This is a genomic window from Streptomyces virginiae, from assembly GCF_041432505.1.
GTDB classification, from domain to species: Bacteria; Actinomycetota; Actinomycetes; order Streptomycetales; family Streptomycetaceae; genus Streptomyces; species Streptomyces virginiae_A.
This window is the reverse complement of sequence record NZ_CP107871.1, coordinates 53,894-80,071: the sequence shown is the minus strand read 5'-3', so window position 1 is coordinate 80,071 and position 26,178 is coordinate 53,894. Positions and strand designations below refer to the sequence as shown.

32 protein-coding genes and 2 pseudogenes are annotated in these 26,178 nt (G+C 71.1%); 17 read left to right on the top strand and 17 right to left on the bottom strand.

The genetic code is table 11. The features are described from left to right. Positions 1–285 precede the first annotated feature (285 nt). Positions 286–930: pseudogene (locus OG624_RS00405) on the top strand (maleylpyruvate isomerase N-terminal domain-containing protein); the annotation flags it as partial. Between the two features lie 836 nt (positions 931–1,766). On the opposite strand, the gene OG624_RS00400 reads toward OG624_RS00405, so the two are convergent. Beyond that, positions 1,767–2,699, bottom strand: a complete 933-nt coding sequence (locus tag OG624_RS00400; RefSeq protein WP_051763953.1) for an MBL fold metallo-hydrolase — start codon at positions 2,697–2,699, stop codon at positions 1,767–1,769. 79 nt (positions 2,700–2,778) lie between these two features. Here OG624_RS00400 and OG624_RS00395 point away from each other — a divergent pair, with 79 nt between their 5' ends. Continuing rightward, complete coding sequence (locus tag OG624_RS00395) at positions 2,779–3,468, top strand: TetR/AcrR family transcriptional regulator (protein ID WP_033226259.1); 690 nt, start codon at positions 2,779–2,781, stop codon at positions 3,466–3,468. 296 nt (positions 3,469–3,764) lie between these two features. On the opposite strand, the gene OG624_RS00390 is transcribed toward OG624_RS00395, so the two are convergent. Together OG624_RS00390 and OG624_RS00385 are read right to left on the bottom strand one after the other, a co-directional pair. Beyond that, positions 3,765–4,175 carry a hypothetical protein gene (locus tag OG624_RS00390; protein ID WP_051763954.1) on the bottom strand — a complete coding sequence of 137 codons (411 nt, stop codon included), beginning with the start codon at positions 4,173–4,175 and terminating at the stop codon, positions 3,765–3,767. Between the two features lie 354 nt (positions 4,176–4,529). Continuing rightward, positions 4,530–5,123: a phosphohydrolase gene (locus OG624_RS00385; protein ID WP_033226261.1), complete on the bottom strand. Its 594-nt coding sequence runs from the start codon at positions 5,121–5,123 to the stop codon at positions 4,530–4,532. Between the two features lie 233 nt (positions 5,124–5,356). Between OG624_RS00385 and OG624_RS00380 the strand changes: the two genes are divergently transcribed. Further along, positions 5,357–6,160, top strand: a complete 804-nt coding sequence (locus tag OG624_RS00380) for a hypothetical protein (protein ID WP_078909703.1) — start codon at positions 5,357–5,359, stop codon at positions 6,158–6,160. A gap of 13 nt (positions 6,161–6,173) precedes the next feature. Here OG624_RS00380 and OG624_RS00375 read toward each other — a convergent pair. The 3 genes and pseudogenes from OG624_RS00375 to OG624_RS00365 form a co-directional block, all read right to left on the bottom strand. Further along, positions 6,174–6,478: pseudogene (locus tag OG624_RS00375) on the bottom strand (helix-turn-helix domain-containing protein); the annotation flags it as partial. Next, complete coding sequence (locus OG624_RS00370) at positions 6,471–7,079, bottom strand: hypothetical protein (protein ID WP_371638833.1); 609 nt, start codon at positions 7,077–7,079, stop codon at positions 6,471–6,473. The pseudogene OG624_RS00375 and the gene OG624_RS00370, both read right to left, overlap by 8 nt. A gap of 198 nt (positions 7,080–7,277) precedes the next feature. After that, positions 7,278–8,552 carry a DUF1266 domain-containing protein gene (locus tag OG624_RS00365; RefSeq protein ID WP_371638832.1) on the bottom strand — a complete coding sequence of 425 codons (1,275 nt, stop codon included), beginning with the start codon at positions 8,550–8,552 and terminating at the stop codon, positions 7,278–7,280. Positions 8,553–8,728: 176 nt separating this feature from the next. Between OG624_RS00365 and OG624_RS00360 the strand changes: the two genes are divergently transcribed. Continuing rightward, positions 8,729–8,872: a hypothetical protein gene (locus OG624_RS00360; RefSeq protein ID WP_158711974.1), complete on the top strand. Its 144-nt coding sequence runs from the start codon at positions 8,729–8,731 to the stop codon at positions 8,870–8,872. Between the two features lie 108 nt (positions 8,873–8,980). Continuing rightward, entirely contained in the window at positions 8,981–9,175 is a 195-nt protein-coding gene (locus OG624_RS00355) for a hypothetical protein (protein WP_051763955.1), read from the top strand. Positions 9,176–9,442: 267 nt separating this feature from the next. Here OG624_RS00355 and OG624_RS00350 read toward each other — a convergent pair whose 3' ends face one another. Next, on the bottom strand, positions 9,443–9,811 hold the full coding sequence (locus OG624_RS00350; protein WP_051763956.1) for an enoyl-CoA hydratase-related protein: 369 nt from the start codon (positions 9,809–9,811) through the stop codon (positions 9,443–9,445). 360 nt (positions 9,812–10,171) lie between these two features. On the opposite strand from OG624_RS00350, the gene OG624_RS00345 reads away from it, so the two are divergent. Next, on the top strand, positions 10,172–11,260 hold the full coding sequence (locus OG624_RS00345; RefSeq protein ID WP_051763957.1) for a lytic polysaccharide monooxygenase auxiliary activity family 9 protein: 1,089 nt from the start codon (positions 10,172–10,174) through the stop codon (positions 11,258–11,260). A gap of 479 nt (positions 11,261–11,739) precedes the next feature. Here the strand turns inward: OG624_RS00345 and OG624_RS00340 are convergent, their stop codons facing one another. Both OG624_RS00340 and OG624_RS00335 read right to left on the bottom strand, forming a co-directional pair. Continuing rightward, on the bottom strand, positions 11,740–12,126 hold the full coding sequence (locus OG624_RS00340; RefSeq protein WP_051763958.1) for a hypothetical protein: 387 nt from the start codon (positions 12,124–12,126) through the stop codon (positions 11,740–11,742). A 348-nt stretch (positions 12,127–12,474) separates the two neighbouring features. Beyond that, positions 12,475–13,233 (bottom strand): hypothetical protein, encoded by a 759-nt coding sequence (locus tag OG624_RS00335; protein WP_158711975.1) that lies wholly within the window; start codon positions 13,231–13,233, stop codon positions 12,475–12,477. 646 nt (positions 13,234–13,879) lie between these two features. On the opposite strand from OG624_RS00335, the gene OG624_RS00330 reads away from it, so the two are divergent. Together OG624_RS00330 and OG624_RS00325 are read left to right on the top strand one after the other, a co-directional pair. Continuing rightward, entirely contained in the window at positions 13,880–14,329 is a 450-nt protein-coding gene (locus OG624_RS00330; RefSeq protein ID WP_033226267.1) for a hypothetical protein, read from the top strand. A 241-nt stretch (positions 14,330–14,570) separates the two neighbouring features. Next, positions 14,571–14,792, top strand: a complete 222-nt coding sequence (locus OG624_RS00325) for a hypothetical protein (protein WP_033226269.1) — start codon at positions 14,571–14,573, stop codon at positions 14,790–14,792. 215 nt (positions 14,793–15,007) lie between these two features. Here OG624_RS00325 and OG624_RS00320 read toward each other — a convergent pair whose 3' ends face one another. Beyond that, positions 15,008–15,181, bottom strand: a complete 174-nt coding sequence (locus tag OG624_RS00320; RefSeq protein ID WP_078909705.1) for a CsbD family protein — start codon at positions 15,179–15,181, stop codon at positions 15,008–15,010. Between the two features lie 225 nt (positions 15,182–15,406). Here OG624_RS00320 and OG624_RS00315 point away from each other — a divergent pair, with 225 nt between their 5' ends. Beyond that, entirely contained in the window at positions 15,407–15,568 is a 162-nt protein-coding gene (locus OG624_RS00315; protein ID WP_033226271.1) for a hypothetical protein, read from the top strand. A gap of 228 nt (positions 15,569–15,796) precedes the next feature. Here OG624_RS00315 and OG624_RS00310 read toward each other — a convergent pair whose 3' ends face one another. Then, positions 15,797–16,234, bottom strand: a complete 438-nt coding sequence (locus OG624_RS00310; protein ID WP_244291016.1) for an STAS domain-containing protein — start codon at positions 16,232–16,234, stop codon at positions 15,797–15,799. Positions 16,235–16,288: 54 nt separating this feature from the next. After that, on the bottom strand, positions 16,289–16,951 hold the full coding sequence (locus OG624_RS00305; protein ID WP_033226273.1) for a hypothetical protein: 663 nt from the start codon (positions 16,949–16,951) through the stop codon (positions 16,289–16,291). Positions 16,952–17,079: 128 nt separating this feature from the next. On the opposite strand from OG624_RS00305, the gene OG624_RS00300 reads away from it, so the two are divergent. The 3 genes from OG624_RS00300 to OG624_RS00290 all read left to right on the top strand — a co-directional run bounded on the left by OG624_RS00300 (position 17,080) and on the right by OG624_RS00290 (position 18,530). Next, the gene (locus OG624_RS00300; RefSeq protein WP_033226275.1) at positions 17,080–17,514 is read left to right on the top strand and encodes an Hsp20/alpha crystallin family protein; all 435 of its coding nucleotides are present in this window, start codon (positions 17,080–17,082) and stop codon (positions 17,512–17,514) included. Positions 17,515–17,622: 108 nt separating this feature from the next. After that, on the top strand, positions 17,623–18,018 hold the full coding sequence (locus OG624_RS00295) for a DUF2267 domain-containing protein (protein ID WP_033226277.1): 396 nt from the start codon (positions 17,623–17,625) through the stop codon (positions 18,016–18,018). 65 nt (positions 18,019–18,083) lie between these two features. Next, a complete protein-coding gene (locus OG624_RS00290; protein WP_033226279.1) occupies positions 18,084–18,530 on the top strand; it encodes a DUF2267 domain-containing protein in 447 nt (148 codons plus the stop codon). 72 nt (positions 18,531–18,602) lie between these two features. Here the strand turns inward: OG624_RS00290 and OG624_RS00285 are convergent, their stop codons facing one another. Both OG624_RS00285 and OG624_RS00280 read right to left on the bottom strand, forming a co-directional pair. After that, positions 18,603–18,776, bottom strand: a complete 174-nt coding sequence (locus OG624_RS00285) for a CsbD family protein (protein ID WP_078909706.1) — start codon at positions 18,774–18,776, stop codon at positions 18,603–18,605. Positions 18,777–18,866: 90 nt separating this feature from the next. Continuing rightward, positions 18,867–19,289 carry an ATP-binding protein gene (locus OG624_RS00280; RefSeq protein WP_051763959.1) on the bottom strand — a complete coding sequence of 141 codons (423 nt, stop codon included), beginning with the start codon at positions 19,287–19,289 and terminating at the stop codon, positions 18,867–18,869. Positions 19,290–20,138: 849 nt separating this feature from the next. Between OG624_RS00280 and OG624_RS00275 the strand changes: the two genes are divergently transcribed. From OG624_RS00275 to OG624_RS00260, 4 genes are all read left to right on the top strand, one after another. After that, positions 20,139–20,477: a MerR family transcriptional regulator gene (locus OG624_RS00275; RefSeq protein WP_033226280.1), complete on the top strand. Its 339-nt coding sequence runs from the start codon at positions 20,139–20,141 to the stop codon at positions 20,475–20,477. A 251-nt stretch (positions 20,478–20,728) separates the two neighbouring features. Continuing rightward, positions 20,729–20,932 carry a cold-shock protein gene (locus OG624_RS00270; RefSeq protein ID WP_033226326.1) on the top strand — a complete coding sequence of 68 codons (204 nt, stop codon included), beginning with the start codon at positions 20,729–20,731 and terminating at the stop codon, positions 20,930–20,932. Between the two features lie 142 nt (positions 20,933–21,074). Next, positions 21,075–21,245 carry a hypothetical protein gene (locus tag OG624_RS00265; protein WP_371638831.1) on the top strand — a complete coding sequence of 57 codons (171 nt, stop codon included), beginning with the start codon at positions 21,075–21,077 and terminating at the stop codon, positions 21,243–21,245. 395 nt (positions 21,246–21,640) lie between these two features. Then, positions 21,641–22,423, top strand: coding sequence for a YihY/virulence factor BrkB family protein (locus OG624_RS00260; RefSeq protein ID WP_244291017.1), 783 nt, complete (start codon positions 21,641–21,643; stop codon positions 22,421–22,423). Positions 22,424–22,534: 111 nt separating this feature from the next. On the opposite strand, the gene OG624_RS00255 is transcribed toward OG624_RS00260, so the two are convergent. Next, on the bottom strand, positions 22,535–22,759 hold the full coding sequence (locus tag OG624_RS00255; protein WP_158711976.1) for a hypothetical protein: 225 nt from the start codon (positions 22,757–22,759) through the stop codon (positions 22,535–22,537). Between the two features lie 388 nt (positions 22,760–23,147). Next, the gene (locus OG624_RS00250) at positions 23,148–23,537 is read right to left on the bottom strand and encodes a hypothetical protein (protein WP_033226282.1); all 390 of its coding nucleotides are present in this window, start codon (positions 23,535–23,537) and stop codon (positions 23,148–23,150) included. 206 nt (positions 23,538–23,743) lie between these two features. Between OG624_RS00250 and OG624_RS00245 the strand changes: the two genes are divergently transcribed. Then, the gene (locus OG624_RS00245) at positions 23,744–23,995 is read left to right on the top strand and encodes a hypothetical protein (RefSeq protein WP_371638830.1); all 252 of its coding nucleotides are present in this window, start codon (positions 23,744–23,746) and stop codon (positions 23,993–23,995) included. 77 nt (positions 23,996–24,072) lie between these two features. On the opposite strand, the gene OG624_RS00240 is transcribed toward OG624_RS00245, so the two are convergent. Beyond that, positions 24,073–26,037, bottom strand: a complete 1,965-nt coding sequence (locus tag OG624_RS00240; RefSeq protein ID WP_371638829.1) for an acyl-CoA dehydrogenase family protein — start codon at positions 26,035–26,037, stop codon at positions 24,073–24,075. Positions 26,038–26,178: the final 141 nt, after the last annotated feature.

Genomic DNA, 26,178 nt, shown 5'->3' with positions numbered 1-26,178 from the left:
CCCACCGGCCGGCGCAGGACACACCATGCCGCGGTGGCGGCGGCCACCACGGCGATCGTCGCCACATCGGCCCACCCGCGCGGTCGGCCTCGCCGTCCGCCCCGACGCCGCGGCAACGGCAGCACGGCCCGGCTCCCGGAGGGCTTCCGGGCACTGACGCGGCAGGCCGACCCGGCATCGACCCTGCCCGAGGCCGGCGTCCCTCGCGGCCGCCGTAGCGGCGTACCGCACGGCACGGGACCGGAAGAGGTGGCCGCCGCGGCGACGCCGCACTACGGTGCGGACGTGGACCTCTTCTCCCGTTCCTGGACGGCGTTGCTCACGGCGGTCGCCGAGATCCCGGACCGGGACTTCGTACGCCCGTCGGGCTGCGCCGGCCGGCTCGTACGGGACCTCGTGTGTCACCTGGTCATCGATGCCCAGGATGTCCTGATCACCCTCGCCACCCCCGCCGCGACCGAGCCGACCGTCGACGCGGTGACCTACCGGCACGTCCAGGACCACCCCCCGACCGGCGAGGACCCGCTCGACGCCCTCACCGTCCGGCCGGCCGCCGCGTACGGGGACCCGCACCTGTTCCGCTTCCACCTCGACGACGTCGGCTCCGCCGCCGGCCGCGCGGCCCGACTCGCCGACCCGCACGCCCGGGTGGGCACCCGCGACGAGGTCCTCACCGTGGCCGACTACCTCGGCGCGTACGTCCTGGAGTGGACGCTGCACCACCTCGACCTCGTCGCCCACCTCCCCGACGCGCGGACCCGGCCGCCCGAGGAGGGCCTGGCCCGCTCCCGCGCCATGCTGGAGAAGATCGCCCGAACCGCGTTCCCCACCTCGTTCACCGACCGGGACGCACTCCTGATCGGCACCGGCCGCCGCACGCCCACCGACGCCCGGCGAACCGAACTGCGCGCCACGGCAGGAAGGTTCCCCTCACCCTGGCCTGACCCACCGGGCCCGGCCGCCCCTTCGCCGGCCGGCTCTCCACGCCTCACGGGACGTGACCACGACGAATACGATCCGTTTTCGCGACGGGCCCTAACGCTCGGGGTCGATGACTTGGCCGTCGTCGTCCACCGGTAGGGGGCCTGCGGGACGGATCTGCCCGGTGCGGGAGAGTTCGGCGATGCGTTCCGCGGTGAGTGGTGGGTTCGTGTCGTGGACGGCGGGCTGCTGGAGGTCGGGCTGGTCCCCTTCAGGGAAGTTCACGGCCGTTCTGCGGCGAGTTCGGTGGAAGACGCCGAGGCCGGGGAGGGGATCGCCGTCGTCGTCACGGAGATCGAGCGGCCGACCCCGCCAGGTGTTCCTCGTCAGGCCGGAGGCCGGCCGGCACGAAGGCGTCGTGCCGGCCGGCCCTTTCCCGGGGCATTGATCGGCCGGACAGGTCCTAGCCGTTCGCGGGGTGGGGTGCGACGACGCAGTCGGACTTCGTGGACTCCAGGGCTCCGTTGACGGAGGTGACGCAGAACTCGTAGTTCCAGGCGCCGGGAAGAGGTACGCGATGCCGCGTTCGCCTCCGAGGGTACGACCAGCAGGCCGCACACGATCAGGACGATCGTGAGACCGGCGGCGATCAGACCGCCGGGACGACGGTTGCCGCCCAAGGGGAAGGGCCGTAACCAGGAGGCTCTCGGAACATGGGGAAGGCGGGACATCCGGTGATGTCCTCTCGTGGAGATGGATCGGGTTCCTGCCCGGGCGCGGGTGGCGCCAGGTCCATCGGCGCCGGGGCCCAGGGCCTGGGTGGTGTCGTTCGCCGGTGGCGGGGTTCAGGCACCGGCGCCGGTGTCGTAGAAGGCGCGGGCGGCGAGGCCGATCCATTCGGGGCGTTCCCAGGAAGGCCAGCGGGCACGGGCGTTCTCGTCGATGGTGGCGGCCGTCCTGTCGGCGGTGGCGCCGATCTCGCGCAGCCGCAGGACCTCGTCGCGGACGTAGGCGAGGTAGTCGCGGACGTCGTGGATGAGTGAGGCGTCGGTGACCTCGCCGTGGCCGGGAACGACCGTCTGCGGGGCGAGTGCGGCGAGCTGGTCGAGCACGCCGATCCAGCCCTCGCCGTCCACGTCGGTGTCGTGGGGAGGGAAGTACGGGGCGATCGGGAAGATGCGGGTCTCCAGCAGATCGCCGGCGAACAGCACCCGGCCGTCCACGAGGACGATCTGGTCGGATCGGGTGTGCGCGGGACCGACCTCGCGCAGCAGCACGGTACGGCCGCCGAGGTCGATCTCGGCCTCGCCCTCGTAGACGAGATCGGGGTCGACCGGTTCGACCCCTTCGAGTTCGGCGGCGACCGCGGCGCCCAGACCCTTGAACATGTCGAGGTAGGCGGCTCCCTTGCGCCGCAGTTCGGCGCGCTGACCGCGGTTGTAGACGATCGTGGCGGCGCCCTTGAACGCCTGCGCGCCGAAGCCGTGCTCAGGATGGAAGTGGGTGAGGGTCAGGTACAGGCGGCGGCCGCCGGCCAGGCGCCGGGCCTGCTCCAGCACCAGTGCACCGTTGCGGGGGCCGATGCCGGTGTCGATGACCAGCGCGGCCTTCTCCCCGAGGACGATGCCGACGTTGGGGACCAACTCGACGCGGTGGTCCGGGATGACGAAAACACCCTCGGACACTTCGACGGGAGGTCCCGTCACGACGGGCGAGGGGCTGTGCAGGACATCCGGCGCGCCGTCGGAAGCGAGAGGCGCGGGGTCGGTGACGCACATGACACAACTCCAAATCTGAACAGCGTTGAGATTTCGGTCCGACAGTAACACCCGATCTGAACAGGGTTAAGATGAGGTCATGGCGAAGGAGCGATATCACCACGGGGACCTGCGCGGCGCGTTGCTCGACGCGGCAGAGACCCTCGTACGGGAGCGGGGGGCCGACGGCTGGTCGCTGCGTGAGGCATCGGCGCGGGTCGGAGTCAGCCCCAGTGCCGCCTACCACCACTTCGGTTCGCGTGACGTACTCGCATCCGCCCTGTCCGAGGTCGTGCTGGCCCGGCTGGGCCATCACCTGCGCGACGCCATGGGGGCGACGCCGGAGCAGGGTCCCGAACGCCTCGCCGCATGCGGGCGCGCCTACGTCACCTGGGCCGTCGAGGACCCGGCCGTCGCGCGGCTCGTCTTCCGCGGCGGCGCCACAACGGCGCAGTCCACCATCTCACCCCACCCGCACGACGTGCTCATGACCGAACTCGACCGCTTGACCGAGTCGGGTCACCTGCCCCCGGGGGCCCGCCCGGGCGCCGAATTCGTGGTCTGGGCCGCCATCCACGGCCTGGCCGTCCTGCTCATCGACGGCCTCGTACACATCGACGACCGGGAAGACGTCGAACGCCAGGCCGAACGTCTGGTCTTCGCCACCTTCAACGGCCTGGCTCGGGAAACCGCTCCTGAGCCGGACCGGCCCACGCCCACCACCACGCACACGCGACGCCTCACCCGGAGCCCGGACCCTGGCCTCGCACCGCACACGCCCTCGCCCTGAAGGACCCGCGGAAGGGCTCTGACGGCCCGGGCGGATCCGGGAACTCACGCGGGTGGGACGGCGGCGACGCCGCCTTCCTCCCGCGCCACCGCAGCAGGCGGCCGTAGGTGAGGACGGTGACGAGCGAGGCGCCGCCGACGACATGGACGCTCGCTGTCCGGGTCCACCTGCGCGAACAACCCCGGCATGCAGGCCGGGAGTCCAGCCGGTGTCGCACGGCCAGCCGGCCGGGCGGACACGGCGCAGCCGGTGCCTCGACCGCGGTCGGTCATGGCCTCCGCCCGTTCTTCTCCGGGTCAGCGCCAGGTGTTGGTCTCCGCGATCTCGCCGGTCTTCAAGTCGATACGGCCTTGGAAATCGCCCGCGTTGCGCGTGACCATGATCACGAGCGGCCGGTCGCCCTGCGGGAAGGCGGTGGAGAAGCCATGGACATCGTCCGGGTTCGGCAGCAGGTCGCGCGGCGGGTGCAGCCGGAACCGTTCCGAGCCGTCGGCACGGTGGACCACCGCGTTGTCCGACGCGGTGAAGGGCGCGCTGTTGACGGCTTCCACCACCAGCACCAGCGTCTCCCCGAACTCCCGCCACGCCAGGACGTCCTGTGGCGGCAGTTCGTACCGCTTCTCGACGTTCCCTGCGGGGCCGCTCCACCGGACCGTGGTGTCACCTTGGGTCCAGGCCACCACGACGTCGAGTTCTGCTTCGGTCACTTGTGAATCTCCGTGGTGGGCCGACCGGGCTCGGTCGGGCTCGGTCTCCGAATCCATGATCTCCATCTGAGTTCCGCCGCCGGGCAGATGACCCGGCTTCGGGTCCGTCCGAGGCCTGACGATGCCTTCCTGGACGAGGAACGGATCACCGTCCGAGACCCGGCAGCGCTCCAGGGGCGAGACATCATCTGCGGCTTCACGAAAGCACAACCCAGGACACAGGAAGGGGACACAGGGACACGGACACCGCCACCCTCAGGAACAGCCGGGTGGACAACGAACACTCACGCCCACCGCCACCCCGGTATCCACTCCCTGGGCCGCGAAGCGACGGGCAGCTCCGCCTCCGAGCCCTCAGACGTGGATCGGGAAGGACGCCTGGAACGCCAGACGTTCGTCGGCCGCGTCGCCGATGCGAGCGAGAATCCCGTCGAGCGCGAGGAACTCCTCCCATGCCGCCCGGCCGGTCGCTCGGGCCAGTCGTGCCACGACGAGGTCTTCCAGGTCCGGGACGCGCTTGTTCTTCCAGATCTTGTCGGCGAGGCTGACCAGCAGGTCGTCCAGGCCGACCCGCGCGTCCATCCATGAGGCGTGGGTCGCGGCGAAGCGCGCCAGTTCCGGGCTGATGCCGTGACCGATCAGAAGAGCCTGCCCGGCCTCCTCGTGCGCCGACCCGGGCCCGGACAGCTCATCGAGGTGCACCGTCTTTCCCACGTCGTGCGTGGCGGCCCCGAAGAGCACAGCCTCGCGGTCGAAGACCACGGCGGGGGAGTGCTGTTCCACCCAGTCGACCAACTGGTGCGCGACGTCATGGACGGCGCGCAGGTGAGCTGCCAGTCGCGGCGGGCTTCCCAGCTCCGACAGAAGTGCTGCGACGCGATCCGGCAGAGGGAGCAGAGGCGGATCGAGAGCGTCGTTCATGGCTCTCGACAAGAGGGCTTCGGTCATCACCGCGTCAGGGTACTGACAGCGGCCCCCGCCGAAGTCGACAGGAGGAGCCGTGCGAGGCCCCGCCGCGCCCCGGTACCGCGGGTGTCAGGCGCCGTCGGGGGAGCGTGGATGTGCGCGGGCGGCCGTCGTGCAGTCCCGCACGGGGAGCGAGACGCAGGTTCGATGTCCCCTGGTCGAAGGCGGTCCGCGCTGCCGCGGTCGTTGTCGGACGGGCGGGTTACTCTCCGGCCATGGATCTGCCCTACGACACCAGGCCCTCCGCGCAGGACATCATCGCCGCCGTGCCCGGACTCGCACCGTACCCCCGGCCGGCCGTGGTGCTGGCCCCCGAGCGGGGCGAGCCGACGGTCCATCAGAGCTCGGTGGGTGGGCCGTTGCTCTGGCCGGCAGACGAGCCCTGGCCGCACTGCGACGTCCCGGACGAGAAGTCCGGCTCCGGGATCCCGGCGACGGCCATGTTGGCGGTGGTGCAGGTGTACCGGAGGGACGCACCGGGTGACTGGTGGCCCGAGGACAAGGACGTGTTCCAGCTCCTGTGGTGCCCCAACGTGCACTGGGACCCGCCCGCCCCGCATGCCGATGTCAGCCCGGTCGCCGAGATCCGCTGGCGCAAGAGCACCGACGTCACGCACATACTCGGCTCGCCCCCGCTGCCCGTACGGCAGGAGGACCCCGACTACGGTTACACCCCGGTGCCGTGCACGCTCACCCCGGTGCCCCTCCTCGACTTCCCCTACCCGCAGGGCCTGCCGGACGCCGAGCTGGTCGAGGCCGTGCTGGAGTACGTGGACGCGACCGGAGACGAGGACGACATCATCACCTGCGTGGCCGGCATCAAGTTCGGCGGGTGGCCCACCTGGCGCCTGACCGAGCCGGACGACGTCCCGTGCCTCACGTGTGGCGCCCCGTCCCGCCTGCTGTTCACCGTGGGCAGTGACCTCACCACCGAGATCACGGTCGGCAGGTGGGGCGACTTCCGGGTCTTTTCCTGTCCGGTCGGGCACGGACACGGTTACATCTTCGACAAGCACTGATGTCGCCGAGGTAGGACCCGTCCACGATCCACGACCGGTCCACGCCGGCGACGGGCAGCGGCGCCGGCTCCGCCGCGAGCGGCGGACGGAGCCGCTTGACGACTCGGCAGACGGTGGCCGGGGAGATCCCGAAGAGCGGGGCCAACCGGCGCACGGTGCGGTGCGTGCGGTGGTGCACCACCGTCAACAGGGCCCGATCGGGCAGTGGCAGGCACCAGGGGAGGGGAGGCCACCGCCGGGCCCGTTCCCGCCCCGCTCCCGCACCACCTTCACCCGCTTCACGAACCGGTCGATCCGCAGCCCGTTGAACCTAGACAGTTCGAGTGCCGGCGGCCTGCGCTTGCTCGAACGCCTCCTCACAGGCAGGAGTGTCGTTCACGGCCATGAGCGACAGATGCTCGCGCACGCCGGGCCTGTCCTCGTACACCACCGTGAGATGCCACGTGCCTTTGGTCAGCGAAGACGCGACGGTGTGAGGCCTCTTCAGGCGCTGGGTGAGCCGCCATTGGCGGCCCGTGAGGTCGTCCCGGAGCGCAGCCCACTGCGCGTCGCTCACGGGTTCGTAGGATTCCCAGGAGGCCAGGCATCCGGGCAGCATGAACGATCGGGGCGGTGCCGACGGTCCCAGCCCGACGGCGGCGGTCGCGGCGTCGAAGTCCGCCGCGACCTGCTCAACGGTCGGCCCCGCACCGGAGTACAGGGGATCCGACGAGGCCGGCTCCGCCACCCACCCGGAAGGCTCCGGATCCGGATCCAGCAGGGAACCGCCGATGATGAATCCCAGCCCGGCGAGCACGACGGCGGCTGCCTTGAGTCTCTTCCTGTTCCTGGCGCCGCCCTCGGCCCCGGTCCCGGCACCGCTCCCGTCCCCGGGCACGGTTTCGGGCTCGGCTTCGACGGCGCTCTCGGTCCCGCCCATGTGCGTCCCCCCGTGACGGTGCTGCCCAACCCCGTCGGGACATGGCAACTGTGGCAGGAGTTTCACACGTTCCGCCGCACGCGACGCAGGCGGGGGCCTTTCACCGAGTACGGCAGGCCCGTCCCGGCGTACCACCCCACCCTTTCCTCACCCGTCCGACCTGACGGTGAGCCGAACCGCGGCGCCGAGGCGGGATCCTCAGGTCCAGGGAAGCGTGCGCCACGGGCCGGCCGGGTCCGTGGTCAGGGCACGGTGGGTCGCCAGGACCGTCTCGTACCACTCGCCGAACTCCTCCTCGTCGAAGTGGAGGCAGCGGCCCAGGATGTAGGCGGCCGAGAAGTCCTCCCACGAGCGGTAGTTGAGCTGGACGAGACGGCCGGCCCGGACCACGGCCGACTCCGCCTCCTGCAGGGAGCACAGGCGCGCGGCGAGTCCCCAGCGGGCCATGGCGGAGGCCCGGCCGTAGTCCCAGGCCTCGACGCTCCGGATGAAACCCCCCTCGGGCAGCAGCCCGTCGGCGCGGAACCGCGCCTCGTAGCGGGCGATGCGGCCGATCAGCCGCTGACGGCCGGTCACCTGGCCCTCCAGCTCCGCGGCGGTGACGGTGCGGCCCGGGGTGACGCCGTCCGCGGTCAGGCGGGGTTCGGCGACGGCCTCGGCACGCCGGCGCACCACGTTCTCCGCGGCCTGGCGCCAGTGGTCGACGTCGACGGGGCCCGCGAAGTCCAGGGCCATGGCGCGGCGCAGTTGCAGGACGGACTCCCAGACCCCGCTGACCATTTCCGCGCGCAGCAGCTGTTCCTGCGTCTCCTGCCAGTCCTCACGGGTGATGACGCCCCACCAGCGTTCCAGCGTGCGCTTCTCGCCACGGTAGCCGCAGCCGTGGTAGGCCATCGAGTTCCAGTAGCGCCCGTTGCGCACGTTGATGTGCGCGCCGGCCGCCAGACCGAACGCGACGGGGCCGGTGCGAGGGCCGCCCACCTCCAGGGTGTGGACCACGTCCCGGGCCGGCCCCGGCCGTTCGACCGGGGCGGAGTGACGCTGCCACAGGGCGCGGCCCTCCGGCCCGGCCGGCAGGACGCCCTCGCAGGGGCTGCCGGGGTTGACGACGAGGTAGGGCGGGTCGTTCTGGTTCCAGACCTCCGCGAACCAGCCCAGGTCGTAGCAGTTGTAGACCGGGTCGGCGACGGGCGGCGGCAGCATGCCGCCGGTGTAGACGGCCAGGCACATGGTCTGGGTCTGCGGGTTCCAGTAGGGGTGGAAGCGGGTGTTGCTCCCGTTCGCGTCGACGTACGCCCGCGACTGCATCATGTACAGGTCGGCCCGTGCGACGAGGTCGTAGTACGCGGGCCAGTCGCCGCGCGCCTTCGCCTCGTACAGCCCCCGCTCGACCGCGCTCGGCGCCTGCCAGACCTGCGCCGATGCCGTCGGACCGGGCAGGGCTCCTCCCTCGTGACCTGTTGTCAAGCTCATGGGTGAACCCTAAAGGCTGGTCCGGTGCGGTCGGTGTGCCGGTCCCTCCGGGCGAGGGCCGACCGGGGGAGAGGCCGTCGAGGCGCCGGATCACCGCCGCCGACGGCCCGCACGTCCCGCGGCCGACCGATCAGGGCGACGCGCTGCGCGCAGGTCGGAAGGTCCGCCGAAACCCCGTGGGGCGAGCCCCGGCCGAGCACGCGACCCCGGAGAAGGAGGTGGCCGGTCAGCCGGCCCTGCTCCGGGTGGGGGCCGACGGGCCGAAGGAGTACGTGGTGACCGTGGAGTCCGCTCTGGACGGATCCACGATCGACTGCTGAACCCCTGACAGCGGACCGGAGGCCTGGGACTCCGGCGCCTCTGCCTGGACGGCGGCGCGGCGTGAGGCGTACGAGAACGACCAGGGCCGGCAGGCCTGCCTGGTCGCGGTGACGGCCCGCTCGAACCGGAGCAAGGCGGACCAGGATCCGGCGGGTGGCCGGCGCCTGTGCCGGTACGGCGCGGAGTGGACGGCGACCGAGCTCCGCCGGGGCCTCGCGGTCGACGAGGCCGAGCGGGACCGGCTGCCGGACATCGCGGCGGGTTGCGGCGGCACGTATGTGGAGTTCACCCCCGCCCCGTAGAACGAACGCGGACGAGACGAGGGCCGCCACGCACCAGGGGGAGCGGACCTCACGATCCGGAGGGGGGACCGGGTGGCTGGTGGCCCGGCCCCGGCCCCGGCCCCGGCCCCGGACGCAGCGGCGCCGGCGGCGCCCGGTCCGCCGGGAATGCCTCGTCCCCTGGTCGACATCGAGCATGGACACCCCGGCGCGCCGTGGTCACGGTCGTACGTGCGCACGAATGACGCGTGGCCTGTTCACGAGGGTCGTGTACGAGCGGGGCGTGGGTCAGGACCGCCGGACGGGGCAGAAGGCCTGGGCTCCTTCCGCCGCCTCGTCGGTGGCGAAGACGGGTGCGCTCAAGGGGTCCTGGACGGCGAACGCGTCCGCGTCGCCGAGGCCGCGGGTGGCGTGCACGATCCGCTTGGAGGCCCGGACGGCGTGCTGGGGCAGCGCGCTGATCGTCTCGGCGAGAGCGAGAGCCGCCTGAAGTGCGGTGCCGTCGGGGACGACCTGGTTGAGCAGGCAGTGGCGGGCCGCGGTGGTGGTGTCCACGGTGCGGCCGGCCAGGGTGATTTCCGTCGCCAGGTGGTAGGGCAGGCGCTGCGGGAGGCGGGTGCGGGATGTCGCCGGTCCGTGGGCTGTGCCCGCGAGCACGGACGTGCAGCGTCGCGGGGCCCCTGGCCGAGGGCCTGGACGTCCCCCGCGACCTCGACCTCGGTGAACGGGCCCGTGCCCTGGAGCAGTTGAAGGTGCACCCGGCCGCGCCCGGCAGGGGAGCGGGGCGGGGGCGCTGACAGGGCGTCCGGCCCTGGGCGACGGGAGTGGCTGTTCCAGAGGCCTGGAGCAGCACCTGATGGGGCTGGATGTCTGATTTTGGGTGGCTGTGATCCATCTGTCCAGGTGGGCCGGGATGATCTACAGTGACTTTCTGTCATGGTTGGTAACTGTCGGTTGCATATGCTGCTCCGCGGTGACGGCCTCAGGGATGGATTCGATCGAGGAGAAGGAGACACCGTGAGCAAGACCCGGACCACTGCTCCGTCCGACCTTCGCGCGGACATCAGGTACCGCGACGACGGCAAGTACACGATGTACGGGATCAGCCTGCGCTGGCAGATCGGGGACAACGCCCCCGATCATGAGGCCTGGCCCCCACCGGCGGACTGGAACGAGGGCAACGCGCCATACCCGCACCTGTACGAGGTATGGCTCGACGACGAGCTGCGGCAGACGGTCTTCCTCCACTGGTCCTCATGGAACTGGATGCAGTCCAACTCCCACTGGGTCGACCTGGGGGACCAGGAGCCGACGGGACAGTTCCACGTCAAGATCCGGGCCAAGGTGGGCGGTGAGTTCACGCCGTTCACCAACGTGGTCGCCATCGGCTCGGAGCGGGCCGGCCTGGAGAAATGGGCGGTGCGCCTGCCCCGCGAGAAGGCCCCTGCGCCCGGCCGGGTGGATCCGCGACACGGCACGGCCAACCATCCGCGCAGCCGGGCCGCCGCCGCGATCCGTGACCTGGACCCCTCACGGATCTGCGCCGAGGCGCGCCGCGTCAACATCAGCACCGACTGGCACGAAGTGGTGCCGGGGGCTGACAGGATGCTCGCCGACTATCCGTGGAACGACGCGCAGAAGTACCTGGAGTACCGCAAGTTCTTCGAGGGCAGCACCCTCGCGTCCGCGGGGAACCCTGCGTTCCGCGGCCTGGACCTGGCCCCGGACGACACCCTCGGGGACTGGCCCGTGACGGAGCTGGACACCTCGGCTCCCACCCAGACCTTCACCTACGACTACATGGCGTATCACCAGGGTGAGAGCTGGTCCCACCGCTGGTTCATCACCCGTGCCGGCTGGGATCCCTCGGAAGGCCTGAGCTGGCAGGACCTGGAGCCGACCCCGTTCCTGGTCGAGGTGCACGGCGCCCCCCGGGAAGAGGAATCCACCGCTTGGGAGTTCGCCTCATTCCCACGGCGCCGGAACGGGCGGGCGGCGATCGTGCACATCTGGGGCGGCCACGGAGGACCGGACACCCCGAACGGTGAGAACGGCGGCATGACCGGCGAGTTCTTCCTGTCCGTGTCCGACGTGCTCCTGCGATAGCCGAACCACCGCACCGCCTGATCGACCGCCTCCCCCAGGCGGTCGATCCCAGGCGGTCCCCGGCGGTCGGTCCCGGGCGGGAGCGGCTGTTCCAGAAATCTGGAACAGCCCGGCCCCGCTACCGGGCCCGGTCCACACCGAGGTCGGCGAGCGTGGCGAGCTGCGCCTGGTCGGGCCGGTCACGGCGGGCCTTCTGGTTGCCGATCCAGATGCCGGTGCGGTGCTCCGTCCCGTCGGGCAGCCGCTCGACGACGGCCCGCCCCGGCGGCCGTAGTCGTCTTCGCCGCCGTGCGGGCCGGTGAGGCTTTCTGAGGCCCTACGCCGAGTGTGGCAGCCTCCGACGTGCCGTCCGCCCTACTCACCCCCGAGGGCGAGCAGGGCGGCTCGTCGGCAGCGAGGGAAGCCCTCGATCGGCCGACGGCGGGGCGCCGAGGCGAAGGCGGCCGCACAACCCCGCCCGGCCTGTGACCGAGGTGGTGTCACCGGCCGTAGTGCGCGAAAACCGCGGCCTTCTCCTTCTCCCACGTCCAGTTCGGTACGTTCCCGCGCAGGAACGGTTCCGTCTCGGCGAGCGCCTGGAATTGGTCGGAGGGCCGTCCGGTGCGCTTGTTCACCACGATGGCGGTCAGCATCACCGGGGCCCCTCTGCCCTCCTCCACTCGGCAGGCTGCCGCAAGGAGGTCGCTCATCAGCGTGCCACGGGGCGGCACCGAGAAGTGTGACTCCCTCAGGAGCGCGCTGAGCGTGCTGTAGAAATCGGTCCGCCCTTCGGCCGCCCAGTCCTTGATGATTTCGACCATCCTGTCCCGCGCCGCGAGCCAGGCCTCGGAGTTGTACCTCAGCCGGGGGAACCGTGTGTCAGCCATCCTGGTATGGCAGCACAACAGCGTGCGGGAAGGGGTGGTTTTACGGTACCCCGGGGCTATCACCGTTCCCGTCCGGCAGCGCGTGTGAGGCCATCGAAGCACCGGCGGTGCTGACCGGAGCCGTCGTGCCCCAGGGCTGTCGCCGGCGGACATGTGGCCGGCCAGGTCGGGTCAGGGGGTCGCCCTGCGGGCGGGGAACACGGACGCGCCGGTGACCTCGGTCATCCGGCGAGCGGCTGGGGCTCACATCGTGCCCCGTGCGGCAACGTCCGGCGGCACGCGGGGCAAGGAGTGCGATAGCGACTGTTGTGGAGCCGCCCTTCGGACGGGCTGCCCCCAGCACGCCTGTCAGCGTGTGGCGGCGTTGCGCAGTGCGAGGGTGGTGCGGGCGGCGTCCGCGAGGTCGGCCGACCGCAGGCGTACTCCGACGAGGTTGGCGGCGTCGCTCCATGCGCAGAGGGTCTGGTCTCCGTCGGGTCCGCTCACGTGGCCGCAGGCGAGACCGCCGCCGTGCCGGCCCGCGTCGAAGCGGCTCACGTCACGGGCCTTCGCGCCGGCGAAGTAGTTGCGGAACTCCTGCTCGATCGACTTGGTCGCCTTGGACTCGGCGACCTTGGGGTCCCAGTCGGCGCTGTTGACCAGGACGAAGAGGTCGTGGGCCCCGTCGGCGTCCTGGTCGTAGTAGCCGGTCCGCATGCTGTGCGGGAGCTCACGGCCCGCCAGGACCTCGGTCTCGGCGCGCTTGGCGTCCTCGCCCGTCAGCAGGCGGAAACGGTCGAAGAGCTCCGGGAGAACGATGACGAGGGACTCCTCGGTGCCGTCCGCGGCGCGCGCCTCGACGGCGCGGGGTTCGGGGTTGTAGGAGGCGGCGGCTTTCACGCTCGCGCCGGCCACGATGAACACGCTCACGCCCGCGAGGAACCAGGTCCGCTTCCTCTTCACCCGCATGGTGTGTGCCGGAGCGCTGCCGGGCGGGGTGGGCTGTGTGCGCCAGGAGCGGGTCAGCCACCACAGCGCGCCGATGGCTGTGGCGGCGGCGGACATGACTCCGATGACCTCGCCGACGGCGAAAGCCTGCGAGGTGGGGTCGATGGAAGCGACGATCATGCCCGGCATCGTACGTGTGACCGAAACTCCGCGAAGCGCGATATCACGACGGGCTACGCTCCGTTCCGGCACAGGCCCGAACGGAGCGCGCGGGACACGCCCCGGCCCCCGGTCACGGGACGCCGTACGGCCGGGGCCGCCCGGCCTCGCGTCGCCCGGGCCCGGTGTCCTGCGCTCCGGACTGCGGGTCAGTCAGGCGCAGGTCGATCCAGGGCGCCTGCGGGTGCGGACTCCGGGGTCTCCATGGGGTCGGGGTCCGTCCCGGCTCCCTCGGCGACCTGGCCGCCTTCGGGGCGGGCCATCGGATGGGCCGACGCATCACCGGATCGCGCCCTGGCCGCCGGGTTGGAGCCCACCCTGTCCGGCTCTGGGGTGATCCTCCCTCCGAGGTGGACGGTTGCGGCCGTGAGGTGAGTCGGGGGGCTTCCCCTGCGGGGTCGATGTCCCGCAGGATGCCGGTCCTGCCGTGTGCGCCCTGGACGCGGTGGCCGATGTCGGCCTGGTTGATCATCTCGTCACCCCCGGTCAGGTGTGGGGGCGGTGAGAGCTTCCATCGCGCGCCCGCCCCGCCGGCGCCACTGTCGGTGGCGGCCGTTAGGATCCGCTGTTTGTTCGATCAAGGCAAGCAGTGGGGGGCGTACCGGGAATGAGTGGGCAACTGAGAGAGACCGCATCGGAGTTGGCGGGTCTCCTCTGGCGGGAGCACACCGTCTACCGGGACCGTGCGGGCGGTGTCGTGATACGCGGGGAGCATGTCCAGCGTTGGATCAGCCTGGCCCCTGCCGGCGGGCGGGACGAGGTGCTCGTTCGGGCCGGGAGGATCCTCGACGGCGGTACGACGGCCCCCGCTCGCGCCGAGGCGGTGGCGCGCCTGTGTGCCGGGAGTGGCGAGCTGGCCGCGGTCTGCCGCCGCCTGCTGTCCGAGACCGCCGTCACCCCGACCGCTCTGCCGCGTCGGAGCGGGGGCGTACAGCGGAAGCCGCGCGGGCGGGCCGGCACGCGGGGCAGGCACACCAGCCTGGCATCCTGGGCGGTCGTCGCCGCTGTGGTCGCGGTCATCGGCCTCTGTCTTGCGAACACGACGGGAAGGATCTGACGGCCGGCGAGCGGCGACCGGACTTCCGCCGACCACCAACCGGTCCGGGCACGAACAGCGGCCGGCAGGTGGCGCAACCGTCATCTCCGACGCCGCCGAGCCGGGTGACGACATCGGGCGTTTCAGGCCTACCGGTTCGACTCCACCGCCTACCGAGCCCAGTTCGCCGACGAGGGCCCTGTCCCCGCTGGAGCAGCAGATCGCCGCTCTCCCGCCACGCCGGGGGTGGAGGGTGGAACGGGTGTGGGCACCAGACGCGGACTCCGATGACGCGCGCATCGCCGCGCACGAGAAGGCCCGCGTCACGATCGGTGGCCACCGCCTGCACCCCCGCGACTTGGACACCTGCTCCGCCCTCGCCTCCGAGTGCGCCGGCCTGGCCGAGGAGGACGACTTCAGCGCCCCTGAGGACGCCACGGGTCTGGACGACCTCACCGGCGACCTCGACACGGCCCTGGCGTGATGGGGGAGAGGGGCAGCGCCGCCCCGTGTCCGGCCGTGCGGGCGCCATGGTTCGACAGGGTGCTCGTGGTGTTCCGAGACCGCGGCGGGCGAGGCCCCGGCGGGCCGGCCACCGGTCGTGACCTCGATGCCCTCGCGCACGTAACAAGACGCGGCTGGGCCCCGACCCGGGAGGGGGTCGGGGCCCAGCCGTTGTTCAGCTGTGCGCGGCCGCGGTCAGTGGCGGAATGCGTCCTTGACGTCTTCCTTGGCGTGGCGGGCGTTGCCCTTCGCCTGTTCGGCTCGGCCTTCGGCGGTCATCCGCTCGTTGCCGACCATGCGGCCCATGGCCTCCTTGGCCTTGCCCTTGGCCTGCTCGGCGTGGGCCTTGCTCTTCTCCGTGCCCGACATCGGGGACCTCCTCGTTGCTGTACCGGATTGGTCGTGACCGCTCGTCTGCTCCCGATCGCCGACCGCAAACCCCACCGCGGCCGGTCCGTTCGACGTCCACGCGAGGGCGGTCGTTGCGCCGGGGTCGCGCGTACTGCTGCCCGCCTGCAGGAATAAGTAACCCGTAAAAGTCGTGTGCATGGCCGAGCGGCGCCCGGGCAGTCGGTGCTGCGGAGGTTGATAACTATGGTTCCCCTGCTTCTCGTTCTTCTGCTCGTTCTGATCCTTGCCGGTGCCGGCTTCGCGGTGAAGATCCTCTGGTGGGTCGCGCTGGCGGTGCTGGTGCTGTGGCTGATCGGCTTCGTCGCCCGCCCGAAGGGAAGTAGCGGCCGCTGGTACCGCTGGTAGCCCGGCAGCGAACCGACTGCCGGTCGCGACCGATGGCCTGGTGCACCCCCTCGTGAGGGGGTGCACCAGGCCATCGTCGTGTCCGTCGTGACCGTGACCGCGCACGGACCTGATGTCCGTAGGGGCGTGCATCGGGGTGGCCGGGAAGTGGCCGGGCCGGTCGTCGTGACAGAGCAGGGAACCTGCTGACCTCCATGAGCGGTGGCCGTCCCGGTCCGTCGCTGCCGCTTATCCGTCGTTCGGGTGTTTCCCGGCGGGGCGGGGCGCCTGCTGGAGGGCCGCGGCCGCACCGGGCCAGGCAGGGTCTTCCCGGGGGAAGAGGGCAGCCGCCCCGGTGATCTGCAGCAGGCGTTGGAGCTGGGGTGCGGGGTTCGCCAGATGGATGGTGGCGCCGGCCTCGACCGCTCGCAGCCGTGCGGCGATGAGGGCGTTGAGCCCGGAGGAGTCGCAGAAGGTGACACGGCTGCAGTCGGCCACGACGCGGTCGGCCCGGGACGTGGCGACGAAGGTGAGAGCGTGCGCCAGAGCACGGCTGAGCGACGGCGCGGTGTCGATGTCGATCTCGCCGACGGGCCGCACGACGGCCGCGCGCCCGAAGATGTCGACACCGGGCATTGCTTCGGTCTCCCGGTCGGGTCGGTGGGATCGCTCGGGTCGCTCGGACACGGGGTTACCTCCTCGGACTACGGCCCGCACGCCGTGGCCGGCGTGCGGGCGGGTTCAGGAGTTGCGCTGGTCGTTGCTGTCCTGACGGAGCTGGTCGGTGTGGCGGGTCACGGCGTCGATGCGGTCGGCGAGTTCGGCGTCGCCGGCTCCCAGGTGGGGTCGGGTCCCGGCCAGGGGGCCGATCAGGCCGGCGGCGTCGTCGCCGCCCAGGGCCTGGTCGAGTGCGCCGACGGCTGCCTGGGCGCCCGGGGCGAGGTCGCTGAGGGAGGTGACCTGGCCGGCGAGGCGGCGCAGGTCGGCCGCGTTGTCGCGGGCCCAGGCGGTGACGGTGCGGTCGGCGGCCCGCGCGTCGCGGGTGGCCTGCACGCGCTGTTCGCCGGTGCTCCCGGCGGCGCCGGGACGCAGCCGGAGGTAGCGGCGTTCGGCTGCCTGGCGGCTGGCGACTCCGAGGGGGCCGGCGAGCTCGGCCCAGCTGGCGCCCTGGCTGCGGGCCGTTCCGATCAGGACGCTTTCCCAACCGGTGAGCCGCTCACGGATCTCGCGGAGCATCTGCAGGGCGGCCAGGGCCTGCTCCGGACCGGAGCCTTCCGCCGTCGTGGCCGCCATCTCCCCGGCGGAGGACCGGTGCGCCTTCTCGATGGCCTGGTGGATGACCTCCAGCGCTGCGGCGGCGTCCGGGGTGAGGACCGGTGGGACGGGGGGAGCGATCTCGTTCACGGCGCCTCCGAAGGCTTGTCATCCATCAGGCGACATCCTGCTTGTCATCGTTTCGATGACATGTTACAACGGTGGCACGTTGAAGCGCATTGGCAGTTTCTGCCTGAACCAACTGGAGGTGTTTCGCGATGTTGATGCGCACCGACCCGTTCCGCGAGATGGACCGGATCGTCCAGCAGCTGTCGGGTACGTCCGGGACCTGGTCCAAGCCGTCGGTCATGCCGATGGACGCCTACCGCGAAGGCGACGTGTACGTGATCGCCTTCGACCTCCCCGGAGTGAGCCCCGAGGCGATCGACATCGACGTCGAGCGGAACATGCTGACCGTGAAGGCGGAACGCCGCCCGGTCGCGAAGGCCGACTCCGTGAAGGTGGAGCTCTCCGAGCGCCCCCTGGGTGTCTTCTCCCGCCAGATCATGCTCGCCGACACCCTCGACACCGAGCGCATCGCAGCCGACTACGACGCGGGTGTCCTGACCCTGCGGATCCCGATCGCCGAGCGCGCCAAGCCCCGCAAGATCAGCATCGGCGGCGAGAGCGGCCGCAAGCAGATCTCCGGCTGACCCCCCGTACCAGCCGGCAGCGGAGGGCGGGGGAGAGCCGATTCCCCCTCCGGCACCCCGCCCTCCGCACCCTCTTGGCCCCCTTCACCCCTTCCTGGAGGTGATGTGATGTCGATGCGCAGAGAGGCGTTCCTGGCCCACGTCCAGGAACGAGGCGAGTACGAGACCCCGCAGGACGCCGACCGTGTGGCCCGCGTCGTCCTGGCCCTGCTCGGCGCACACCTGGTGGGCACCGTGCGGGCCGAGCTCGCCGCCCGGCTCCCCGAGACGTACGCCCTGATCCTCCTGAACCCGTTGCAGGCGGCGGAGCCGCTCTCGCCGGAGCGGTTCGTCCGTGCGACCGCGGCCTGGATCGAGGGCGCCACCGAGAAGACGGCCCTGTGGGACATCGGCGCCGTCCTGTCCACCGCGGCCGCCGCCGCGGGTGACGTGCTGACCCGCGAGGTCCTGCTCCAGCTCCCGCACGGCTACGACCTCCTCTTCGGCCACCCCCAGCCCACCTGACCCTCCATCCCAGCCGTCCACCGGCCGCAGGGCCGGATCCTTCGCAGAGAAAGGCAACCGCAGCCATGTACGACCAGCCTCGACCGAACCGGGCCGCCCCCGCCATGACGTTCGACCAGATGCTGGAACGCGTGCGCTACGAAGGCGCCTACCCCACCCGCGAACGCGCCGCCGAAGCCGTCCGCGACGTCCTGGCCGCCCTCGGCCGACAGCTCACCGGCGACGAACGCGTCGACCTCGCCCAGTGCCTGCCCGTCGAGGCCGCCCTCACCCTGACCGCCCAGATCCCCGACACCGAACACCTCACCGGCTGGGGCTTCGTCAAAGACCTGGCCGAACACACCAACACCACCCCGGCCACCGCCCGCTGGGACACCGGCGCCGTACTCGGCGTCGTCGCCCGCCTCGCCGGCCCCGACCTCCTCACCCGCACCCTCCGCCGGCTCCCCGACGGCTACGCCCTCCTCTTCGGCCAGACCGAACTGCGCCGGCCTGAGACTGCTGCCGCCTGACCCGGGTCGGAGCGCGCGAACATACGTCGGGGCCGGAACCGCAAGAGCGGTTCCGGCCCCGACGTATGTCGATCAGTCCTTGAAGACGTCCTTGACCTTCTCCTTGGCCTCACGGGCATCGCCCTTGGCCTGCTCCGCGCGGCCCTCGGCGGTCAGCCGCTCGTTGCCCGTCAGGCGGCCGGCGGTCTCCTTGAGCTTGCCCTTGGCCTGCTCGACCTTCGCCTCGGCCTTCTGCTCACCAGACACAGCTGATCACTCCCTCTTGGGCGGAAACGCCTTACGAGACCCCGTATGGCCGCTGAACGGCTTCGTAAACAGGGCGACCGCGCAACAGGCTTACCCCGGCTCGCCAGGACCGCAGGTACGGGCGGCGCGCCACCGGGGGAGGAGGGCGCGGACCGTCTTGCCGGCTCCGGGCCCGGGCGTGACGGCAGTGGCGAGGGAGAGGTCGTCGACCATGTGCCAGCCGAACCCACCCGTCCCGTCGACGAGGTCGGGAGCCCGCATCCGCGGGCTGGGATCCTCGACAGCGACCTCGATGCAGCTGGGGTGCGCGGTCAGGCGGAGGGTGTAGGCGCCACCACCATGGCGCAGGGCGTTCGTCACCAGCTCGGAGACGACCAGAACGACCGTGTCGGCCTCCTCCCGACAGATGGCCGGCTGCCCGAGGGCTTCGAGGAACGCCCGGGCGGCCTGGCGTGCCTCCGTGGCGGCGGATAGAGGGCGTAGTGCTGTGCGCTCGGTGCTCGTCGTGGTCATCGTGCGCGCTCCGGGTCTTTGGTCGGTGTCCCGGTCCTGCCTGCCGGGTCGTTGTGCCCCCGTCCGCAGTCGCTCAATCCCGGCGGCACCCGATTACCTCAGGGACACACACAGGAAAATCTATGTCGGCCGGAGTAGACATTGGGTCGTGGCGTGGTTATGGTTTCTCCCGTAGCCCAGTCAAGAAAAGCTCGGCAGAGGCGAACTGCCGGGCAGCAGTACCCGCAGTTGCAGTTGTTGGGCGGTGCGGTGGTGGAGTTCCGAAGCCAGAGCGGTTGCAGGACGGTGACGGGGCTGACGGCCGGACCGGGTGGCCCGCAGTCGTCAGGGGCCGCCGCAGGCAGTACCGCGGTTACCGCAGTGATGGCAGTACCCGGCAGTGAAGAGCAGTACCTCGGTGAAGGCGTCGGCTGCGGGCGCGCGCACCGGGAGGTTCGGCAGTGGGGTTCCAAGCCGGAGCAGACGCACGATGGGCGACGGGGCCGGCTGCCGGAGCGTGGCGCTCGGTCAGGCCACGAGCAGTATCAGTAGTACCGAGTGGAGCAGTACACGCAGTTCGCAGTTCCCCGCTTGTAAGCAGTTGATCACCCGAGGGATGAACGGAGGAGTTGAGGCGCCATCAGGATCGCCCGGGCGGAAGTCGGAGCCCGGGTACCGCAGGACATCGACAGTGAGGTGGTCTCCGGTCAAGCAACCGCGATCCCCGCATCTCCCGTCCCCGTTCGGGCGGGTCGGCGGATACAGGAAGCCGGCGCAGTATCAGGGCCGGCAGATGGTGTAGCAGTTCCTTCGGGGCCCTGGTGCCGTACGGCACCAGGGCCCCTCCACGCGTTCCACAAGAGAGGTTCCATGACAGCAGACGACTCGTTCGGCCGTCTCGACGACGACGATTACCCCGCCTACACGATGGGCCGGGCCGCCGAGATGCTCGGCACCACCCAGGGCTTCCTCCGCGCCATCGGCGAAGCCCGCCTGATCACCCCGCTCCGCTCCGCGGGCGGCCACCGCCGCTACTCCCGCTACCAGCTGCGCATCGCCGCCCGCGCCCGGGAACTCGTCGACCAGGGCACCCCGATCGAGGCGGCCTGCCGCATCGTCATCCTCGAAGACCAGCTCGAGGAAGCCCAGCGCATCAACGCCGAGTACCGCAGCGCCGCCGAATCAGCGAATCCGACGGCCGCGACCTGAGGCGGGGAAGCCTGAAGGCCTGCCGGGTACCGGCGGCCCCTCGCCCACCTGCCCGGGGTGGGATGCGCAGGTCGCCCTATGGTGACGGGGTGTGCGGGCGTGTAGCGTCTGCGTCAGCTGTCGTGGTTCGGAAGTTCCCTTTGCCCACGCTTTCGGCGTGGGCGTTCTGCTGTGCTGTGCCGCAGGAACCAGGGCGATCACCTCCGCCTTCCGCACGTCGTGGGAGGCGTCATCGACTGGAAGGCATGAACATGGCTACGGGAACTGTGAAGTGGTTCAACGCGGAGAAGGGCTTCGGCTTCATCGCCCAGGACGGCGGCGGCCCGGACGTCTTCGCCCACTACTCCGCGATCAACTCGACGGGCTTCCGCGAGCTCCAGGAGGGCCAGGTCGTGACGTTCGACGTCACCCAGGGCCAGAAGGGCCCCCAGGCCGAGAACATCACCCCGGCCTGACCCTCCCCCGAGCAGCCGGACGGCACCGCCCTCGCTGGGACCGGTCCGGTGACACACCCTGACCCGGGTACAGCGACGGGCCGCACGCAAGACTCCGTGCGGCCCGTCGCCGTCTGCTCCAGAGGTTCACCGGCTGAGGCGGGTGGGCCGGCCCCCAGGCGAACTCGAGGTCGCCCAGCAGCTTCTCCAGCGACTCGTCTCATCAGGCGCGGAGCGCGATCGGCCCCGCGCCCGGGACGCGGCTCTCGCCCGCGCGCGGGAGCAGCAGAAGGACCGGCAGGAGGCGTACGAAGAGCAGCTGCGCCGAGCGTGAGGCCCGCCGCCTCCGCGCGGAATGCTGACAGATGCACGACATCGTCCGCACCTCGATGCGCACCGCGCGCCGACGATGCACAGCGCCGTGTCCGGTAACCCCCAGCAGGCCTGCACGCGAGCGCGATGCGGCTCACCATCCCCCAGCGCCCGTAACGTTGGTCAGCGGCGCATCGGAGAACCTACATACAAGAGCGGTGGACCTTGGGTACGAGTGGAGGGCAGCGCGGTGAGCAATTCGCCGACACCTGCGCTGAAGCCGGACGGTGCCGGCTGCACCCCATCGGCCGGCTCCGGAGCACCGCCTCCTGCACACCGCCTGCCGCCACGACGTATGCGCGTAACCTGCCCGGCCGGCATGACATCGGCACCGGGCTGCGGCGGACACCGGCATCGGTGTGGAACGACAATCTGACGGACTGCGCCGCCGCGCTCACTTATTACGCGGTGCTCGCGCTTTTCCCCACCCTCCTGGTCACGGTCTCGCTGATCGGGATCGCCGGCCCCTCGGCCACAGAGAGCCTCATCAGCAATGTGATCGCTGTTGTCCCGGCCGAGTCACGCCCGGTCATGCACAGCACGCTCAGGAGCATGGCCGACCAGCGCACAGCTGCCTGGGTACTGGCGGTCTTCGGCACGATCGGCGCTCTGTGGTCCTCCTCCAGCTACCTGGGAGTCTTCCGCCGAGCCCTGCACGCCATGCACGGCGTCGAGGACCTCCGCCCCGCATGGAGGACCGCACCACGACTGGTGATCACCGCTCTGGTATTGCTGGCGCTCCTGGTCACCAGCGCCCTGGTGCTCATCCTGACCGCCGAAGCGGCCCCCGCCCTCGGCCGGATCGTGGGCATGGACAGCATGGCCGGCACCGCGTGGAACGTACTGAAGTGGCCACTCCTGCTGGGCCTGGTCGCCGTCCTGGTGCTGGTGTTGTTCCGCTCGGGCCCGGCCCAGACGCGCGGCGTGCGGCAAAGACTTCTGGGAGACGCTCTGGCCATAACCCTGTGGCTCGCCGCCTCCGCCGGCTTCGCCCTCTATGCCTCGCAGGTCGGATCCTACAATCGGCTGTACGGCTCCCTCGCCGGGATCGTCGTCTTCCTGGTGTGGGTCTGGCTGTCCAACCTCGCCCTGCTCATCGGTGCCCAGTTCAACGCCGAACTAGCCAAGATCCACCGCTGATAAGAACCTGCACCTTCTCACGCCCCAGGGAAATCCGATGGCTGGGCGGCTCGGCCAAGAGGCATCAAGGGGGTCCGACCGGAGAATGCTGACACCGTTGCCCGCCGCAGGCTATGGGGTAGCGGTGCGGCAGCCGTTGCGGTCGTTGTTGTTGTCGAGTGTCACGCTGCAGTCCCGGAGAACCTCGACGGCGCCCGGGCCGGGAACATCATCGTTCCTGAGGTAGGTCATGACGCAGCCGGCCATGTCGAAATCCAGGTACGCCAGATCGTGTCTGTGATCAAACGGCACGTCGGGGAACGGCCCGGGGTGGTGCGCGGCCCACAGGAGGGCCACCTCACTGACCATGTCGGTCGGGCCCGGGAGGCGGGATGAGAGTGGTCACGAAGCGATCCTCCCGCACACGCCGGGCCCCACCCGCCGCCGGGCCTCCTTCGACCTGGCCGACAAACCTCACCGCTCGGCTGAGGCCCTGGCCGCCATCCCCACGACCGTCAAGGAACGCGCGGCTGCCGAGCGGCTGAAGACCGACCGCTACCCGGCTGGTCCACCGACGCCGGCCGCACCGAGGACATCGGGTGGCGCCAGGCCCGCACCACGCAGCTCGAGGCCGTCGCACGCCACCATCACGCTCACCTGCTCGCCGCCATCGTCGAGCTCGGCGGTGAGCTGGAGCTCCCATACCCGTAACGGGCGCTTCAGGGAATCCCAGAAGGCTGCGCGGTCAGCGCCGGCCGCCGCCGATGCGGCGGTCGTCGGCCAGTGCGGTAAGAGGGCCGAACTCGCGGGCAAGCTGGTTCCACGTCAGAACCTCGCCACAGCGGGCCGGGAACTCCTTCGGGTTGAACTCGGGCATGGTCCAGGTGCCATTGCCCCGGTCCCGCAGCCACAGGTCCCCGTCACCGTCGACCACAGTCGGCGGGACCGGTACGGGCTCGGCCTGATCGGTGGGCTCCCAGGTGACCCGGCCCGGGTGGGAAACGCGGCGCAGCTCGGTGGTGGCCAGCCGGGCGGCCAAGTCACGGGTGGACTCCTCGGCGTCCTTGACCGACGCGAGTCGGAATGCGTCGTCAAGTACGGGCAGGGCTGGATTCTTGCTGCGCTTTGAACTCATACGCTGACTACCTCCGGTGGGGGGCGTCACATCCGTTATGGCACCCCGTAGAGGAACACGGTATCCGAGGCGGGAGCCGGGCCGGCTACGACCACTGCCCAGGTGGAGGCGCCCTGGTCGCGGCGGTGAAGGCGTCCCACCGGTGAGCGCCGACCACCACCGCCGTCGCCCCCATCCGCCTCGGTCTGCAAGCGCTGCGCGAGAACGTGCCCGGCGACACCGCCGACCACGAGGACCAGGCCGCCGTCCTCCATGCCCTCTACGACGACCGCAACCGGTCCGCCGGCGTGCTTGGGATGATCTCCGACCTGCTGACCGGCATCGGCGTCCGGATCGAGGACCAGGGCGGCGAGGGCGGCGAGGGCATCACCGAGGTCATCGACGAGGCCGCCGCGTACGTACAGGACTCCGCCGGCCGGCGCCCGGAGTGGGCCCGTACGGTCCTCCCCGCGATCTGATCGTGGAAGCCGTCCGCGTGCCGGGCAGCAGGTGAACCGGCGGGCCGGCACGCCGTAGCAACGTGGGCCCGCCGGCCTCAACCCAGAAGATCGGGCGCGCGCAGCATCTCGGGCGGGATGTCCCAGGCGTCGACCAGGTCGAGCGCGAGCGGCCGGACCTTGCGGCACAGGTCGTTCACCTCGCGGCTGATCGCCTTCGAGCGCTGCACGGTCAGTCGACCGTGCTCCATGAACCAGGCCCGGTCCGCCTCGATCGTCGAGAGGGCGAACAGATCGCACAGCAAGGCCAGCGCGACCTTCTCGTCGCCCTCGGGCATCGCGCGTACCTTCTCCACGAACGCCTCCGTCACCAGCCGCTCGACGTGGGCGCGGGCGAGCGCGACGACGTGGTCCTGCACCTGTGAGAAGACCGCACCCGGGTCGCGCTTCTGGTCGGTCCCGCTCTTGATCCGGCGGGCCAGGCCGGCCAGCATGTGCTCTTCCCGGAAGCGGACCATGGCGAGCTGGTAGTCGGAGTCGAGCAGTCCGGCTTCCCGGTCCCATTCGTCGCCGCCGGGCAGCAGATCGCGTACACGTTCGAGCAGCTTGTGGACGGAGGTCCGCTCCAGGAGCGTTTCGACGGCGAGACCGGTGACGAAGCGGACCATGCCCGCCTGGTCGAGGTCCTCGAACGCGCTCGCCTGATCGGTGAGCAGCCCCTTGGCGACGAGCTGCAGAAGGACGTGGTTGTCGCCTTCGAAGGTGGTGAAGACGTCGCTGTCGGCCTTGAGCGCGGCGAACCGGTTGACCGCGAGGTATCCGGCGCCGCCGCAGGCTTCGCGGCACTCCTGGACGACCCGGGTGGCGTGCCAGGTCGCGAGCGCCTTCAGCCCCGCGGCGCGGGACTCCAGGCGGCGCCGCTCCTCGGCGTCGTCCGTGATGCCGGAGAAGACGTCGTGCAGCTGTGAGCGGACCACGTCCTGGGCGAAGTGCAGCGCGTACGTCCGGGCGATCAGCGGCAGCAACCGCCGCTGATGCAGGCCGTAGTCGAGCAACACCTGTTCCTCGGTGTCCGAGGCCGCCGAGAACTGCCGCCGCCGCACGGCGTACCTGGTGGCGACCGACAGGGCCACCTTGGAGACGCTGATGCTGGCCCCGCCGACGCTGACCCGGCCCTGCACCAGCGTGCCGAGCATCGTGAAGAACCGCCGGTGGGGGTTGTCGATCGAGCTCTCGTAGACGCCCTCCGGGCTGACGTCGGCGAACCTGTTGAGGAGCGCCTCGCGCGGCACCCGCACGTCGTCGAACCGGATCCGGCCGTTGTCCACGCCGTTGAGCCCCATCTTGCGTCCGTCGTCCTCGATACGGACGCCGGGCGCGGGCTCTCCGCCGACCCGGACGGGTACGACGAAGGCGTGCACGCCGTGGGACTCCCCGGCCACCTCCAGCTGGGCGAAGACGACCGCCAGCTCGGCGTGCCGGGCCGCATTGCCGATGTAGTCCTTGCGCGCCTCGTCACCGGGCGTGGTGAGGACGAACTCCTGGCGTTCGGCGTCGTACCGGGCGACCGTGCCGAGCGCCTGGACGTTGGAGCCGTGCCCCGTCTCGGTCATCGCGAAGCAGCCCATCAGCTCGCCCGTGATCAGCCTGGGCAGATGGGCGTCGTGATGGCGCCGGGTGCCGAGGTGCAGGATCGCGCCGCCGAAGAGACCGAACTGAACGCCGACCTTCACCAGGACCGACAGGTCGCCGAAGGCCAGCGTCTCGAACGCGGCGATCGAGGCACCGACGTCGTCGCCACCGCCGTAGGAGGCCGGGAACCCCATACCGGTCTGCCCTGTTGCGGCCATCTCGACCACGACCTCCCGCACCCGCTCGCGGAACGCGTCGAGGCCGAGTTCCTCGGCCTCTTCGAGAATGGAGGCGTACCTGGACAGGTTGTTCCGTACGAGACGCCGGATCTCCGCGTACTCGCCGTCGAGCACGGCGGACAGTGCCTGGACGTCGATGTCGGGCTGTACGTAACCGGTCGTGGTGGGGGTGGAGGTGTTGTCGAGGGCCATGGGGTTCGGCTACCCCGCCGCGAAAGGATCAACCAGGAGGGGCCGTCCTGCGGTGTGTGGGCCCTCGCCTCCTGACCCGTCATGGCCCGCAGGCCCGGCGGGGCTGCGCCCCGGCGCCGGCCGGGGTTTCGCCCGGCCGGC

Coding starts and splice junctions, on each gene's coding strand:
- OG624_RS00335 (WP_158711975.1), bottom strand. CDS start 13,233: ATGATCGTCGCTTCCATCGACCCCACCTCGCAGGCTTTCGCCGTCGGC.
- OG624_RS00330 (WP_033226267.1), top strand. CDS start 13,880: ATGAGTGGGCAACTGAGAGAGACCGCATCGGAGTTGGCGGGTCTCCTC.
- OG624_RS00365 (WP_371638832.1), bottom strand. CDS start 8,552: ATGAGCTTGACAACAGGTCACGAGGGAGGAGCCCTGCCCGGTCCGACG.
- OG624_RS00320 (WP_078909705.1), bottom strand. CDS start 15,181: ATGTCGGGCACGGAGAAGAGCAAGGCCCACGCCGAGCAGGCCAAGGGC.
- OG624_RS00290 (WP_033226279.1), top strand. CDS start 18,084: ATGTACGACCAGCCTCGACCGAACCGGGCCGCCCCCGCCATGACGTTC.
- OG624_RS00270 (WP_033226326.1), top strand. CDS start 20,729: ATGGCTACGGGAACTGTGAAGTGGTTCAACGCGGAGAAGGGCTTCGGC.
- OG624_RS00295 (WP_033226277.1), top strand. CDS start 17,623: ATGTCGATGCGCAGAGAGGCGTTCCTGGCCCACGTCCAGGAACGAGGC.
- OG624_RS00340 (WP_051763958.1), bottom strand. CDS start 12,126: ATGGCTGACACACGGTTCCCCCGGCTGAGGTACAACTCCGAGGCCTGG.
- OG624_RS00395 (WP_033226259.1), top strand. CDS start 2,779: ATGGCGAAGGAGCGATATCACCACGGGGACCTGCGCGGCGCGTTGCTC.
- OG624_RS00400 (WP_051763953.1), bottom strand. CDS start 2,699: ATGTGCGTCACCGACCCCGCGCCTCTCGCTTCCGACGGCGCGCCGGAT.
- OG624_RS00240 (WP_371638829.1), bottom strand. CDS start 26,037: ATGGCCCTCGACAACACCTCCACCCCCACCACGACCGGTTACGTACAG.
- OG624_RS00250 (WP_033226282.1), bottom strand. CDS start 23,537: ATGAGTTCAAAGCGCAGCAAGAATCCAGCCCTGCCCGTACTTGACGAC.
- OG624_RS00300 (WP_033226275.1), top strand. CDS start 17,080: ATGTTGATGCGCACCGACCCGTTCCGCGAGATGGACCGGATCGTCCAG.
- OG624_RS00380 (WP_078909703.1), top strand. CDS start 5,357: ATGGATCTGCCCTACGACACCAGGCCCTCCGCGCAGGACATCATCGCC.
- OG624_RS00275 (WP_033226280.1), top strand. CDS start 20,139: ATGACAGCAGACGACTCGTTCGGCCGTCTCGACGACGACGATTACCCC.
- OG624_RS00370 (WP_371638833.1), bottom strand. CDS start 7,079: ATGGGCGGGACCGAGAGCGCCGTCGAAGCCGAGCCCGAAACCGTGCCC.
- OG624_RS00385 (WP_033226261.1), bottom strand. CDS start 5,123: ATGACCGAAGCCCTCTTGTCGAGAGCCATGAACGACGCTCTCGATCCG.
- OG624_RS00280 (WP_051763959.1), bottom strand. CDS start 19,289: ATGACCACGACGAGCACCGAGCGCACAGCACTACGCCCTCTATCCGCC.
- OG624_RS00315 (WP_033226271.1), top strand. CDS start 15,407: ATGGTTCCCCTGCTTCTCGTTCTTCTGCTCGTTCTGATCCTTGCCGGT.